Annotated in this window: 9 protein-coding genes and 1 pseudogene; 6 read left to right on the forward strand and 4 right to left on the reverse strand. The window is 71.1% G+C overall.

Features of this window, described 5'->3' with window-relative positions; translation table 11 throughout:
• Positions 1-1710: 1710 nt before the first annotated feature.
• A pseudogene (locus AMO33_RS26035) lies at positions 1711-3303 on the reverse strand (DEAD/DEAH box helicase); the annotation flags it as partial.
• 513 nt (positions 3304-3816) lie between these two features.
• On the opposite strand from AMO33_RS26035, the gene AMO33_RS26040 reads away from it, so the two are divergent.
• The 3 genes from AMO33_RS26040 to AMO33_RS26050 all read left to right on the forward strand — a co-directional run bounded on the left by AMO33_RS26040 (position 3817) and on the right by AMO33_RS26050 (position 5977).
• Complete coding sequence (locus AMO33_RS26040) at positions 3817-4902, forward strand: alpha/beta fold hydrolase (protein WP_082668809.1); 1086 nt, start codon at positions 3817-3819, stop codon at positions 4900-4902.
• A 37-nt stretch (positions 4903-4939) separates the two neighbouring features.
• Complete coding sequence (locus AMO33_RS26045) at positions 4940-5644, forward strand: ferritin-like fold-containing protein (RefSeq protein WP_060594614.1); 705 nt, start codon at positions 4940-4942, stop codon at positions 5642-5644.
• 105 nt (positions 5645-5749) lie between these two features.
• A complete protein-coding gene (locus tag AMO33_RS26050) occupies positions 5750-5977 on the forward strand; it encodes a DUF3107 domain-containing protein (protein WP_011211105.1) in 228 nt (75 codons plus the stop codon).
• Positions 5978-6048: 71 nt separating this feature from the next.
• Here AMO33_RS26050 and AMO33_RS26055 read toward each other — a convergent pair whose 3' ends face one another.
• Positions 6049-6729, reverse strand: coding sequence for a TetR/AcrR family transcriptional regulator (locus AMO33_RS26055; RefSeq protein ID WP_011211104.1), 681 nt, complete (start codon positions 6727-6729; stop codon positions 6049-6051).
• A 503-nt stretch (positions 6730-7232) separates the two neighbouring features.
• Here AMO33_RS26055 and AMO33_RS26060 point away from each other — a divergent pair.
• The 3 genes from AMO33_RS26060 to AMO33_RS26070 all read left to right on the forward strand — a co-directional run bounded on the left by AMO33_RS26060 (position 7233) and on the right by AMO33_RS26070 (position 10397).
• Positions 7233-8168, forward strand: a complete 936-nt coding sequence (locus tag AMO33_RS26060; protein WP_060595158.1) for a DUF3152 domain-containing protein — start codon at positions 7233-7235, stop codon at positions 8166-8168.
• A 96-nt stretch (positions 8169-8264) separates the two neighbouring features.
• Positions 8265-9449, forward strand: coding sequence for an adenylyltransferase/sulfurtransferase MoeZ (gene moeZ / locus AMO33_RS26065; protein WP_060594615.1), 1185 nt, complete (start codon positions 8265-8267; stop codon positions 9447-9449).
• 96 nt (positions 9450-9545) lie between these two features.
• Entirely contained in the window at positions 9546-10397 is an 852-nt protein-coding gene (locus tag AMO33_RS26070; RefSeq protein WP_060594616.1) for a TIGR02569 family protein, read from the forward strand.
• Positions 10398-10472: 75 nt separating this feature from the next.
• On the opposite strand, the gene AMO33_RS26075 is transcribed toward AMO33_RS26070, so the two are convergent.
• Positions 10473-11957, reverse strand: a complete 1485-nt coding sequence (locus AMO33_RS26075; protein ID WP_060594617.1) for an MFS transporter — start codon at positions 11955-11957, stop codon at positions 10473-10475.
• 165 nt (positions 11958-12122) lie between these two features.
• Positions 12123-12794, reverse strand: coding sequence for a FadR/GntR family transcriptional regulator (locus tag AMO33_RS26080; RefSeq protein ID WP_060594618.1), 672 nt, complete (start codon positions 12792-12794; stop codon positions 12123-12125).
• Between the last annotated feature and the right edge of the window lie 29 nt (positions 12795-12823).

Raw genomic sequence — 12823 nt, forward strand, 5'->3', positions numbered from 1 at the left:
CTCGTCGGCCGTGCGGGTCCGCCGCCGTGGGGCAGCGCCCTCCGCCGACTCAGTCGCCTCGGTGTCAGCCGTCTTCCGCGTCCGGCGGCGCGGTGTGGCGTCGGCGTCGGTGGTTGCCGTCGCTTCGGTGTCGGCCGTCGTGGTGGTGGCCTTCCGGGTGCGGCGGCGTGGTGCCGGTTCGGCGTCGGCGGTTGCCGGTGCCTCGGTGTCGGCCGTCGTGGTGGCGGTCTTCCGGGTGCGGCGGCGTGGTGCCGGTTCGGCGTCGGTGGTTGCCGTCGCGTCATCGGCGGGTGCCTGCCCGGACGCCGGGGTATCGGCCGCGGCCGCGGGGTCGGCGGTCGAGACGGTCGCGGCACCGGTCTCGGCCGTCGCGGCGGCCGACTTCCGAGTGGCGCGGCGCCGCGGGGCCGGTGCCGCGTCGGCGGAGGCGGTATCCGCCGGAGCGGCGGCCGCGCTGCTTGCCGCTCCGCCATCAGCCGCAGTGCTCGCCGTCGGGGCGGTCAGGTCGGCCGTCGATGTGTCCGCCGCTTGGGCAGCGGTCAGATCGGCCGGTGCGGTGGTGACCTTGCGGGTGCGTCGGCGGGGTGCCGGTGCTTCCTCGCTCGGTGCCGCCGCTTCGCCGGTGCTCGCGGCCGCTGTCGCCGAGACCGCGTCGGTCGCGGTGGCCGCGGCTGGAGTTGCGGTGGTGGCCTTGCGGGTGCGTCGCCGGGGTGCCGGTGCTTCCTCGCTCGATGTCGCCGCTTCGCCGGTATCAGCGGTGGCCGTGGCCGCGACGACGTCTTCGGTGGCCGCCTTGCGCGTGCGTCGGCGCGGTGCGGGTGCTTCCTCGCTCGGCGCCGCCGCGTCACCGGCGTGCACCGGGTCCGAAGCCGAGGCCGCGTCCCCGGTGGTCGTGTCCGCGGCCGGAGTCGCCGAGGCGGCCTTGCGGGTGCGTCGGCGCGGTGCCGGTGTCTCCTCGCTCGATGTCGCCGCTGCGCCGGTGCTCCCGGTTGCCGAGGCGGCATCGGGCGTGCCGGCGTCGTTCGAGGCGGCGTCGGCCGAGGCGGCCGTGGCTGCCTTGCGCGTGCGTCGGCGGGGAGCGGCCTCGGTCGCCGCCGGAGCGGTGCCGATGTCACCCGCCGCCGGGGCGGTGCCGTTGTCACCCGCTGCCGGGGCGCTGTCGGCGGATGCCGTGCCGCTGCCGCTGTCGGCTGGAGCCGCGGCACTGCCGGTGTCCGCCGGGGCCGCGATGGTGCCGGCGTCGACCGTTGTCGCGGTGCCCGCCTCGGGTGCGGTCGCATCGGCCGTGCCGGCGGTGGCGGTGGCCGCGCGGGTGCGGGTGCGGCGGCGGGGAGCCGCGGGCGCGCCGGTTGCTTCCTCCGCGGTCGCTGCGGCAACCGCAGCGGTGGCATCGGCGGTGGCGTCGGTGGCGGCGCCTTCGGCCGAGTCGGCCGAGTCGGCCGGGCGGCTGTCGTCGGCCGTCGCGGTGCCCTTCCGGGTCCGGCGTCGGGCGGGACGTTCCGTCGCCCCCGTGGGCTCGGCGACCGTCGGTTCCGCGGCGACCGTCGGTTCCGTATCGAGGCCGGCGGAGGTCGCGGTGGTGCCCGCCTCGTCGGCCGCGGTGACCGGGGTGGTCTCCGTCGGGGCCCGGCCGGTATCGCCGGCCGCCGAGTCGGCGGTCGAATCGACCTGCTGCACAACGGCATTCGCTTCGGACGACGACCCGCGCCGCCGACGCCTGCGCTTGCGCCGCGACGACGAACCACCTTCGCCGCCGCCGTGCTCCTGGCTCTGCGACGGTGTCGGGGCCGCGTCCGCTACCGCCGCGGTCTCGTCCAGCGGTTCACCGTTCTCGGCGGCACCGTTCGGGGACACACCGTCCGGTGCGCCACCGTTCTGCGTCGCATCGATCGGCTTGCCACGCAGCGTGCGCCTGCGGTTGCGCTTGCGCGGGGTGCGGGCCGGACGCTCGGCGACGGTCTCGTCCGCGGTGCGTGCCGGGGCGGCGCGGCGGACCTTGCCGGTGACCCCTTCGGGAATGCCCAGATCCGAAAACAGGTGAGGGGAGCGCGAATACGTCTCGACCGGTTCCGGGATGCCGAGGCCGAGGGCGGCGTCGATGGCGGCCCAGCGGTTGAGCTCGTCCCAGTCGATGAGGGTCACCGCGACGCCGGTGCGGCCCGCTCGGCCGGTGCGGCCGATGCGGTGCACGTAGGTCTTCTCGTCCTCGGGGCACTGGTAGTTGATGACGTGGGTGACGTCGTCGATGTCGATGCCGCGCGCGGCGACATCGGTCGCGACGAGCACGTCGATGACGCCCTTGCGGAACTTGTCCAGCGCCTTCTCGCGCTGCACCTGCCCGAGATCGCCGTGCACGGCGCCGACGGCGAAACCGCGCTCGGCCAGGTCGTCGGCCACCTTCTGGGCGGTGCGTTTGGTGCGGGTGAAGATCATGGTGGCGCCGCGCCCCTCGGCCTGCAGCACCCGTGCGATCAGTTCGGCCTTGTCCAGCGCGTGCGCGCGGTAGACGAACTGCGCGGTGCGGTCGTGCACGGCCGAATCGTGCGGCTCCTCGGCCCGGATGTGGGTCGGGCGGGTGAGGAACGTGCGGGCCAGGGTGATGATCGGGCCCGGCATGGTGGCCGAGAACAGCATGGTCTGCCGCTTGGCCGGGACCATGGTGAGGATGCGCTCGATATCGGGCAGGAAGCCCAGATCCAGCATCTCGTCGGCCTCGTCGAGCACCAGCACGCCGATCTTGCCGAGGATGAGGTGGTTCTGCTTGGCCAGATCGAGCAGGCGGCCGGGCGTGCCGACGACCACGTCGACGCCCTCGCGCAGCGCGGCGATCTGGGAGTCGTAGGGTCGGCCGCCGTAGATGGCGGTCACCTTCAGCGCGCCCTTGTGGTTGCGCAGGTACTTGCCCGCTCGCACCAGATCGTCGGTGACCTGGATGCACAGCTCCCGGGTCGGCACGATCACCAGCGCGCGCGGGGTGCCGTCCAGGGGCGTGGTGCCGGAGTCGGCGGTGGCGATGCGGTGCAGCAGCGGCACGCCGAAACCGAAGGTCTTGCCCATGCCGGTGCGGGCCTGGCCGATGAGGTCCTCGCCGGCCAGCGCCAGCGGCAGGGTGAGTTCCTGAATCGCGAAAGTGCGTTCGATGCCGATCTCGGCGAGCGCGCGCACGATTTCGTCGCGGACCCCCAATTCGGCGAAAGTCGGGGGAGTGTGAGTCGTGTCCAGTTCGGCGGTCAGCATCGTGTCCGTCAGACCGGGTTCCTGCTCGATGGTGATCTTGCTCAGGATCGTGCCTTTCCTCGTCATCGCGTCACGCGCGCACGAGGCGTGGGGCGGACCGGTCGGTCCACGACGACCACGTATCCGCCTGTGATACTCACCGGGGCCGCTGCCGGATGTACTCGCGTGCCGTGGTGGACGGCAGCTGCGCGGGCATTGTCGGCCCTGAGCAATCGGCGCGGCGCGGGGGTGATGCGGATCTGGTGCGCGCACATTTCCGGACAACGCAGCGGTCCGGCCACCTGGTGCGACCGGGCGGTCATCCGTGTGCGGACCGCCGTCCCGGCGTGCTCTTCGAGGTGGGCGCGGGAGCGAAATTCTCCGTTGTCCACCTTGATTGTAGCGTGATAATGTGCTCCGCCCGAATTCCCGGTCCGGTCATTTCCCCGCAAAAGTTCCGCCCCGGCTGACGTGCCCTCGATTTCCGGTGTGCGACAGACCGTTTCGGCCGCGCCGCGCGACCACGGCGGCCGGTCCGCGACACCGCCGGGACGGGGGCTTGCTGTAACCCTCGGTAGCGGGTTGTGAGAGATTCTTGCCGTGAGCCTCGCAGACACTCTCACCCTCGCCGCCCGCAACGCCTGGGCGCTGACCTTCGGTCCCGGGGTGGAAGCACCCGAACCGACCCGGTCCACCGTCCTCTGGGACGCCCCACACCGGGAGCTGCGCCGTTTCGAGCGCGACGAAGCCCGCGACGGCGCCGCGGCCGAGGGCACCGACCCGGTCCTGCTGGTGCCGCCGCTGGCCGCCCCCGCCTCCTGCTTCGACCTGCGCCCCGACCAGAGCCTGGCGCGCTTCCTGCTCGGCACCGGCCGCACGCCGTACGTGGTCGACTACGGCGAGATCACCTTCGCCGACCGCCGGATGGGTTTCGAGGACTGGATCAACGACATCCTGCCCGAGGCCGTGCTGCGCACCAGCGCCGATCGGGACGGCGCCGCCGTCGACCTGGTGGGCTGGTCGCTCGGCGGCACCCTGGCCCTGCTCACCGCCGCCGCGCATCCGCAGCTGCCGATCGGCTCGATCACCGCGGTCGGCTCGCCGCTCGACTACGACCGGATGACCGGCATGCCGCAGGTGCGCGCGGTCGCCAAGCTGGACGGCGGACTGGCCGTCTCCACCGCGGTCCGCGCCGCGGGCGGCATCCCCGCGCCGCTGACCCGGGCCGCCTACCGGGTCACCGCGTGGAACCGGGAACTGACCCGGCCGCTGTTCGTCGCGAGCAACATCGCTCGCACCGAGGCACTGGCCAAGATGGAGTCCATCGACCGCTTCATGGCGCAGATGCCCGGCTATCCCGGCCGGTTCTACGGGCAGCTGTGGGGCAGGCTGATCCTGAACAACGACATCGGCCGCGGCGTGCTGCGCCTGGGCGGACGCGAGATCGCGCTGGCGGCGGTGACGGCGCCGGTGCTGCTGGTCGGCGGGCCCGCCGACGTGATCACCCCGGCACCGGCGGTCGAAGCGGGCACCCGCACCCTCACCGGCGCGGCGTTCGTGCGCTACGAGACGGCGCCGGGCAGCCACCTGGGCATCCTCACCGGCGAAACCGCCCGCGAGACCACCTGGACCTACCTGGACGAGTTCCTCACCGAGGCGGCCACCATGCGCGAATCGGTGTCCTGACCCGCGCGGACCTTCGCGCGCCGCTACTCTTGGCGACATGGGAGCACAGTCATCCGCAGCGGTCGGTGTCTCGTCGTCGCAGCAGTCCGCGAGTCCGGCCATTCCCGCCGAACATCCCGGCGTGACCGAACTGTTCGCGGTGCTCGCCTACGGTGAGATCTCGGCCTTCTACCGGCTCGCGGAGGAAGCCAAGCTCTCGCCGACGCTGCGCGGCAAGGTCGCGGTGGCGGAGATGGCCGCGGCGGAGATGGCGCACTTCCGTACCCTGCAGCAGGCGATGGCCGAGCGCGGGGTGGACGTGTTCGACGCGATGGCGCCGTTCGTGCGAGCCCTGGACGACTACCACGCCTCCACCGATCCCTCGACCTGGCTCGAGTCGATGGTGAAGTTCTACGTCGGCGACGGGATCGCCGCGGACTTCTACACCGAGATCGCGGGCGCGCTCACCCCCGAGGTCACCGCGGTGGTGCGCGACGTGCTGGCCGAGACCAGCCACTCGGAGTTCGTGGTCGAGGAGGTGCGCCGGGCGGTCCGCGACAACCGCTCCGAGCGTGACCGGCTCACCCTGTGGGGCAGGCGCCTGCTCGGTGAGGCGATCACCCAGGCGCAGTATGTGATGGCCCAGCGCGACGAGCTCACCGAACTGGTGCTCTCCGCGACCGGCGACCTCAACGGCATCGCGGCGTTGTTCGAGCGCATGCAGGCCAGCCACGCCCAGCGCATGGCGGTGCTCGGCATCTGAGCGGCGCCGGGTTCGCTCAGAGCGCAGCGGTCGGTGTGCCGGGCCGGACACACGCTGCACTAGCCTGGTCCGGACAGCACAGAACTCAAGGTTCGGAGGTTGGCCGTGGAGGTCAAGATCGGTATTTCGGATAGCCCCCGCGAGCTCGTGATCACCAGCTCGCAGACGCCCGACGAGGTCGAGGCCCTGGTGTCCGAGGCACTGAGCGGCTCGACTGGCGTCGTGAAGCTCTCCGACGACAAGGGGCGCAAGTTCCTGATCCAGGCCGCCAAGGTCGCCTATGTGGAGATCGGCACCTCGACCGTCGGCCGGGTCGGCTTCGCCGCCGTCTGACTGTCGAAAACCACCGAGCCCTCGATGTTCCGAAACCGGAACGTCGAGGGCTCGTTTCGTGGGGTGGGCGGTCAGTGCCGCCGGTCGGACCCGTCCGCCTGTAGCGGCACGTGCGACAGGCCGCCCCAGGCGAGCGCGACGGTGGTGTCGACCGCCTCCTCCTTCGGGATCGGCCGATCCGCCTCCAGCCAGTAGCGCGCGGTGAACTGGCTGGCGCCGACCAGGCCGACGGCGAGGATGCGGGCGCGGTAGGGATCGAGACCGGAGTCGTGCGCGACCAGGTCGAACACCGCGTCGACGCACGCCTCGGTGGCCTGCTCGACCCGGCGCTGCACCTGCGGCTCGCTGGTGAGGTCGGATTCGAACACCAGCCGGAAGCCCTGCATCTCGTTGTCGACGAAGTCGAAGTAGGCCTGCACGGCCGCGCGCACCCGCTGCCGGTTGTCGGTGGTGGAGCGCAGCGCCTGGCGCACGCTCGACACCAGCATGTCGACGTAGTTCTGCAGCACCGCGATGTAGAGTTCGAGCTTGCTGGTGAAGTGCTGGTAGAGCACCGGCTTGCTGACCCCGGCGACCTGGGAGATCTCGTCCATGCCCGCGGCGTGGTAGCCGCGGAGCACGAAGACCTCGCTCGCCGCATGGAGTAGCTGCTGCCGCCGTTCGTCGCGCGGCAGCCTGGTGCCGCGTTTGGCCGGTGGCAGGGCATCGGACGACAGTCTGCGTGCCGTCATCCGGTCCACGAGGTCGGTCATATGTTCGCTCTCCCAGTCGATTCCCCGGGGCAAGACAGGGGTTGTACACCGGGTATCCACTGCACGATACCCGCTTGCGCCGTCGCCGCCGACCCGGGTGCGCGATGTGATCCACGCGGTGAGATATCTCGCAGTGCCCCGGGCGCAGTGGTGTGCGCCGACTTGTCCGGGTTGCGCACTGTGAGAACCTGGTGTTCGTGACCGACCGACCGGAAAGACCGTCCGGCGGCGGGCGCGATGCGCACCGCCCCGCCGGCACAGGCACGTCCGGTTCCGTGGTGTCCGACCCTGTAACGACGTCGGGTGCGGCATCGCGGCCGGGCGCGGCCGCCCGCAACGGCCGATCGCCGAGCTCCTCGACCGAACCGTGGCCGCGCACCGACGGCCCGCGTACGAAGGATCCGCGCACGAACGACCCGCGCAAGGACGCGCGCGGACGCGAGCAGGTCCAGGTCTACGACCCGCTCGGCGTCTACCAGCGCCCGGACCGCTCCCATCAGCCGTTGCGCGCCCGCTGGGACCCCACCGCCGCCGACGAGCACCGTCGCGGCCCGCGCCCGGATCGCGCGGCCAAGAAGCAGAGCGCCTTCGGACGATTCGTCTCCACCTACGGCTGGCGCGCCTACGCGCTACCGGTGCTGCTGGCGGTGACCGTGCTGGTGGGCGTCGACGCGGTGCGCGGCGGCCCGGACGGTGTGGGCGGCAGCGTGGTGCCCGGCTTCGGCCAGCTGAGCCCGCCCACGGTCGGCGGCGGTGTCATCGGTGCGCCGCCGGGGGACGGGAAGTTCCCCACCGATCTGCCCACCGGCGCGCTGCCCGACGGCGGCCCGTTCACCGAGAGCGGCGCGGGCACCTGGCGGGTCGTTCCCGGGACCAGCCCGGAGGTGGGCGCGGGCACCGAATACCACTTCACCTACACCGTGGAGATCGAGGACGGCGTGGACACCACCGGCTTCGGCGGCGACGCCGCGGTGGCCACGATGGTGGACAGCACCCTGGCCAACCCGAAGAGCTGGGCCCACGACCCCAAGTTCGCCTTCCGCCGCATCGATGCGGGCAACCCGGATTTCCGCATCTCGCTCACCTCGCGCCAGACCACCCGGACCGCCTGCGGCTTCGAGATCCCCATCGATTCCTCGTGCTACAACGCCGACCTGGACCGGGTGGTGCTGTCGGAGGCGCGCTGGGTGCGCGGGGCGCTGGCCTTCGAGGGCGACATCGGCTCCTACCGCCAGTACCTGATCAACCACGAGGTCGGCCACGCCATCGGCTACCACCAGCACCAGCCGTGCGAGACCGACGGCGGGCTGGCGCCGATCATGATGCAGCAGACCTTCGGCACCGACAACAACGCGATCGCCGCCCTCGACCCCGACGGCGTGGTGCCGATGGACGGCAAACGCTGCCGGTTCAATCCCTGGCCGTACCCGCGCGGCTGACCTCGCCCGCGGTGCGCGACCATACTGGGGAAGAACGGCGCGCGTCTCGACGTTGCACATCGGGATTCGGCCAATTCGATTCGAGGAGTCCTGGACGTGTCATCATCGAAGTCCCTGCCGCCACTGGTCGAGCCGGCCGCGGAACTGAGCAAGGACGAGATCGCCCGCTACAGCCGTCACCTGATCATCCCGGACGTCGGGGTGGACGGGCAGAAGCGTTTGAAGAACGCGAAGGTGCTGGTGATCGGCGCAGGCGGGCTGGGTTCGCCCGCGCTGCTGTACCTGGCCGCCGCGGGTGTCGGCACGCTGGGCATCGTGGAGTTCGACGAGGTCGATTCCTCCAACCTGCAGCGCCAGATCATCCACGGTGAGTCCGACATCGGCCGTCCCAAGGCCGACAGCGCGCGCGATTCCATCCTGGAAATCAACTCCGGCGTCGACGTGCGGCTGCACAAGATCCGGCTGGAGCCGGAGAACGCCGTCGAACTGTTCCGTGAGTACGACCTGATCCTGGACGGCACCGACAACTTCGCCACCCGCTACCTGGTCAACGACGCCGCCGTGCTGGCGGGCAAGCCCTACGTGTGGGGCTCGATCTACCGGTTCGAGGGCCAGGTCTCGGTGTTCTGGGAGGACGCGCCGGACGGGCGCGGCATCAACTACCGCGACCTGTACCCGGAGGCCCCGCCGCCCGGCATGGTGCCCTCCTGCGCCGAGGGCGGCGTGCTCGGCGTGCTGTGCGCGTCCATCGGTTCGATCATGGTGACCGAGGCGATCAAGCTGATCACCGGCATCGGCGACCCGCTGCTGGGCCGGCTGATGGTCTACGACGCACTGGACATGACCTACCGCACCATCAAGTTGCGCCGCGACCCGGACCGGCAGCCGATCACCGAGCTGATCGACTACGAGGCGTTCTGCGGCGTGGTGTCGGAGGAGGGCCAGGCCGCCGCGGCCGGCTCGACCATCACCGCCCGCGAGCTCAAGGAGCTGCTGGACGCGGGCAAGGAGATCGAGCTGATCGACGTGCGCGAGCCGGTGGAGTGGGACATCGTGCACATCGAGGGCGCGAAGCTGATCCCCAAGGACCGCATCCTGTCCGGGGAGGCGCTGTCCGAGCTGCCGCAGAACCGGCCGATCGTGCTGCACTGCAAGACCGGCATCCGGTCCGCGGAGGCATTGGCGGTGCTCAAGAACGCCGGCTTCACCGACGCCACGCACGTGCAGGGCGGAATCGTGGCCTGGGCCAACCAGATCGACCCGTCGCTGCCGGTTTACTGAGTCGCCCGGCACGGCCCCGTACCTCGGCCGATCGCGGACGCTGCGTCTCGGCGCGGCGCCCGAATCGGGCACCGGAGCGGCGTTACCGTACCGGTTGTGACTTCTGTGGAACCTCCCGAACACGTGCGCGCCACGTTCGGTCTGCGCGAGGTGACGCCGAGCTATCTCGGCGACTGGGACGGTGGCTGGCGCTGCGGTGACGTGGTGCTGTCCCCGGTCGCCGATCACGCCAGGGCGGCGTGGTCGGCCCGGGTGCGCGAGACGTTGCGGGTGGACGGCGTGCGGCTGGCCCGGCCCGTGCGGGCCACCGACGGCCGGTATGTGGTGTCGGGCTGGCGTGCCGACACCTATCTGGCGGGCAGCCCGGAACCCCGCCACGACGAGGTGGTGTCGGTGTCGCTGCGCCTGCACCAGGCCACCGCGCGGTTGGAGCGCCCGCGGTTCCTGGTACAGCCACCCATCGCGCCCTGGGTGGATGTGGACATCTTCGTCGCCGCCGACCGCGCCGCCTGGGAGCAGGTGCCGTTGCGCACCCTGCGCGCGGGCGGGATGGCCACGCCGACCTCCCCGGACGGGCACCGCAGCCTGGAGTTGATCGGTCAGCTGGCCACCCTGCGCAAGCCGGTGCGCAGTCCCGCGCAGCTGGTGCACGGTGATCTGTTCGGCACCGTGCTGTTCGAGGGTGCGGCGACGCCGGGACTGACCGACATCACCCCCTACTGGCGTCCGGCCGCGTGGGCGGCGGGCGTGGTGGTGGTCGACGCGCTGTCCTGGGGCGGGGCCGACGACGGTCTGCTCGAGCGGTGGTCGGACCTGCCGGAGTGGCCGCAGATGTTGTTGCGGGCGGTCATGTTCCGGCTCGCGGTGCACGCGTTGCATCCACGGTCGACGCCGCAGGCCTTCCCCGGCCTGGCGCGCACCGCGGACATGGTGCGCTTCCTGCTCTGACGTCCGGCGCCCCGGAATGCCCGAAGGCCGCCGCGCGTCCGGAGCCGAGCGGCGGCCGTCGAGCCTGATGAGAGGTCATACGTTGGCGTAGGCCAGCGAGGTGAACCGGCCGATCGCGAACGACGAGCGCAGGTAGTAGAACCAGGTCACCCCGGCCATCACCAGGAACGCCGCGGCGTAGGCCCAGAACGCGGGCGCCATGCTGCCGAAGTTGATGTTGGACAACCGCAGTGCCTGCTGGAGCAGGTAGCCGCCGGAGGCGCCGATCGCTCCGATCACGCCGATCGCCGCGCCCGCCTGCCGCTTGGCCGAGGCCGCCGCGTCGGCCGGGTCGATGCCGTGTTCGGCGGCGTACTTCTTGGATTCCGCGCTGAAGATGGACGGGATCATCCGGTAGGTCGAGCCGTTGCCGATGCCGGTGAGCACGAACAGCACCAGGAAGGCGATCAGGTAGAGCGGGAAGCTCTTCAGCTCCAGTGCCGCCATGATCGCGGCCACCGCGACCGCCATGCCGCCGAAGACGAACACGGTGATCCGTGCCCCGCCCACCTTGTCGGAGATCCAGCCGCCGAACGGACGGCTGAACGAGCCGACCAGCGCGCCGAGGAAGGCGAGGTTGCCCAGCGTGGTGATCCAGCCGATCCCGGCCAGGCTCGGGAAGTTGGCCTTGATCAGCGTCGGGAAGGCGAAGGAGAAGCCGATGAACGAGCCGAAGGTGCCGATGTAGAGGAACGACATCACCCAGGTGTGCCGGTTGGTCAGCGCGAGCTTGTAGGACTTCCCATCGGATTTCGCGGTGGCGATGCTGTCCATGTAGCGCAGCGCGCCGACCGTGGCGATCAGGATGAACGGCACCCATACCAGCACCGAGAGCGTGATGCCGAAACGGTAGCCGGCGGGGTCCTTCGCGGTGAGGTGGGTGCCGAGGGTGATCAGCAGCGGCAGCACCAGCTGGGTCTGCGCGACGCCGAGATTGCCTCCGGCGGCGTTGATTCCGAGCGCCGCGCCCTTCTTGCCCTCGGGGAAGAAGAACGAGATGTTGGCCATCGACGAGGAGAAGTTGCCGCCGCCGAATCCCGCCAGCGCCGCCAGCACCATGAACACCCACATCGGGGTGCCCGGCTGGTTGACGAACCAGGCCAGGCCCAGGGTCGGTACCAGCAGCATCGCCGCGCTGAACGCGGTGAAGGCGCGGCCGCCGAACCGTGGGATGGCGAAGGTGTAGGGAATGCGCAGGGCCGCGCCGACCAACGTCGGTGTCGAGGTGAGCAGCAGTGCGTTGCTCACCGCGACCGGGTTGCCCTGGCCGAGTCCGGCCAGGAACGGGAAGCCCGCCGCGCCCATGCTGGTGACGACGGTGCCCCAGATGACCCAGACACTGAAGCCCAGGTTCTCGGCGAACACCGAGAAGGCGAGATTCTTTCGCGCGGTGCGCTTTCCGCCGGCTTCCCAGAATTCGGGATTGTCCGGCTCCCAGTGTTCGAGCCAGCGTCCGCGCGTGTGGTGCGTGAACACCGGTGTGCCCGGCTGCCGGCCGGTGGCTGCGGCTGTGGCGGTCATCGGCTTCCTCTCGACGCCTCGTGATCGGTCGAGTCGACGGTAGAAGCCGGTTGTTGCGGGCCCGTGGCCTTCGATTGCGTTCCCGGCAATTCCCACTCACATCGCGGGCGCGCACTCGGTGACCGGTTGGTTACGTCGGTGCCGCACCGCGGGACCGGTCGGCATTCAGCGGTCGGGGTACTCGGCGATCAGTCCGGCGAGAAAGCAGCGCGCCGCCTGCGCGGCGCGGTCGGCGTCGCCGTCGATCACGGCCTGGACGAGTTCGCGGTGCTCGGCATCGTAGGAGGCGTCGGATCGGGACGTGCGCGAACGGATCACCTGCTCGATGGTGGGCAGCAGCGAGTCGTAGAACTCGAGGTACACCGCGTTGTGGCTGGCGACCACGATGGCGCGGTGCAGTTCCACGTCGGCGGTGATCGCGGGGTGGTTGTCCTCGTCCCAGGCCTGGCCGCTGCGTTCGTCGAGCAGCGTGCGCAGGGCGGTGATGTCGGCCTCGTCGCGGCGGCGGGCGGCCAGTGCGGCGGCGGTGGTGTCCAGGGCCAGTCGCAGCTCGAGGACGTCGCGTTCCTCGGCGTCGGCGAAGTACTTGCCGAGCGTGCCGCCGACCTCGGAGGCGGCGATGACGTAGGTGCCCGAGCCCTGGCGGCGTTCGAGCATGCCCGCGTGCACCAGGGCCTGGACGGCCTCGCGCACGGTGTTGCGGCCGGTGCCGGTGAGCTCGGTGAGCTCGGGCTCGGTGGGAATGCGCGAGCCGATCGGCCAACGGCCGGAACGAATCTCGGCACGCAGCTGTTCTGTTACCTGGGCGATGAGGCTGGTGCGCCGAACGGGTTGCACTGGAACAGGGTACAGCCCGGAACGACCAG

This window comes from Nocardia farcinica (assembly GCF_001182745.1).
Lineage (GTDB): Bacteria > Actinomycetota > Actinomycetes > Mycobacteriales > Mycobacteriaceae > Nocardia > Nocardia farcinica.